3 protein-coding genes are annotated in these 1134 nt (G+C 59.6%); 1 reads left to right on the top strand and 2 read right to left on the bottom strand.

From position 1 onward, the window contains the following. Window positions 1-25: 25 nt before the first annotated feature. A complete protein-coding gene (locus Q7U29_RS14840; protein WP_304742669.1) occupies window positions 26-322 on the bottom strand; it encodes a putative quinol monooxygenase in 297 nt (98 codons plus the stop codon). 151 nt (window positions 323-473) lie between these two features. Between Q7U29_RS14840 and Q7U29_RS14835 the strand changes: the two genes are divergently transcribed. Next, on the top strand, window positions 474-734 hold the full coding sequence (locus Q7U29_RS14835) for an antitoxin (protein ID WP_304742667.1): 261 nt from the start codon (window positions 474-476) through the stop codon (window positions 732-734). A gap of 57 nt (window positions 735-791) precedes the next feature. Here the strand turns inward: Q7U29_RS14835 and Q7U29_RS14830 are convergent, their stop codons facing one another. Next, window positions 792-1046 (bottom strand): hypothetical protein, encoded by a 255-nt coding sequence (locus Q7U29_RS14830; protein ID WP_304742665.1) that lies wholly within the window; start codon window positions 1044-1046, stop codon window positions 792-794. Between the last annotated feature and the right edge of the window lie 88 nt (window positions 1047-1134).

Here is a 1134-nt window from a genome sequence, read left to right as displayed (position 1 = left end):
CCGTGGTTGTTTTTGGGGGGACGACCTACCTCGCAATCGATACCGCACTGTAGATCTGCGTCCCCGTGGTCTCGACGATCCGCCCCTTCAGCGCTCTCACGAACTCGCGCGATCCCTCGACCGCGAAGTGGGTGCGCAAGGCGGCTTCATCGGCCCATTGCTCGAAGAAGAACAGCCGAAGCGGATTCTGGCAGTCGACATGCACCGCATGCGAGATGCAGCCCGGCTCCTTGCGGGAGCGCTCGACGTGCTCGAGACAGAGGCGGCGGACATCGGCGAAAGTGTCCTCCCGTGCCAGAATGCTGCCGGTGACCAGAATCATTTTTGATTACTCCAATGGTCCGCGCGCTAGACTACGTCAGGCGCCGCAATTTGCCGGGCGTGGCCGCATCGTCAAGCCGACGCTGCTTGATTAACCGACGGGCTGATTGCATGGTATATATCATTGGTATCTACCAATAAGGAGGCGGATCATGAGCTCAACCGCCAAGCTTTTCATGCATGGCCGCAGCCAGGCCGTGCTCCTGCCCAAGGAATTCCGCTTCGAGGGCACCGAGGTGCGGGTCAGCAAAGTCGGCGACAAGGTCATTCTCGAGCCGTTGAAAAAGCAGCCTGTCGATGTGGAGGCGTGTTTCGCGCGACTGGATGAACTTGGCGGACGAGATTTCCTTCCCGACGGCATTCCTGACGATCCACCAGTCGAACCGGATCCACGTGTCTTCTTCGACAAATGATCTGCCGCTACGGCGTGATTAAAGTGGGCCCGCAACGCGTTCTCACACGTGTCCGCCTCAGTACGACCTGCGGCCCGCCGGCACAGCCTTCGCCTTGCGCGGACCGGCGGCTTCCATCTCCCGCAATACCTTGCGGAGGCCGCGCGCCGAGGTCAAAGCGCGCGTGATATTCTTGTCGAGAGAGGTTTCCTCGAAGAACAACACCACCTCGCAACAGGGACACTGCCTGGAATAGCCGGCCTGGACCCGGCGCGCGCGGTCCCTGAACACGTTCCTGCATCGGGTACAGCAGACCTGAACTGAATCGTCCATTGAAGTGGATCATCCGGGAAAATCGATATCGCGACGCGCGCAAACGCCGCGTCGCAGTTAAGGCCGATAATCCTGAAATTTATCGAAA

The sequence above is a fragment of the Bradyrhizobium sp. genome (assembly GCF_030654605.1).
Classification (GTDB): Bacteria; Pseudomonadota; Alphaproteobacteria; order Rhizobiales; family Xanthobacteraceae; genus Bradyrhizobium.
This window is presented reverse-complemented; position numbering and strand designations above follow the sequence as displayed.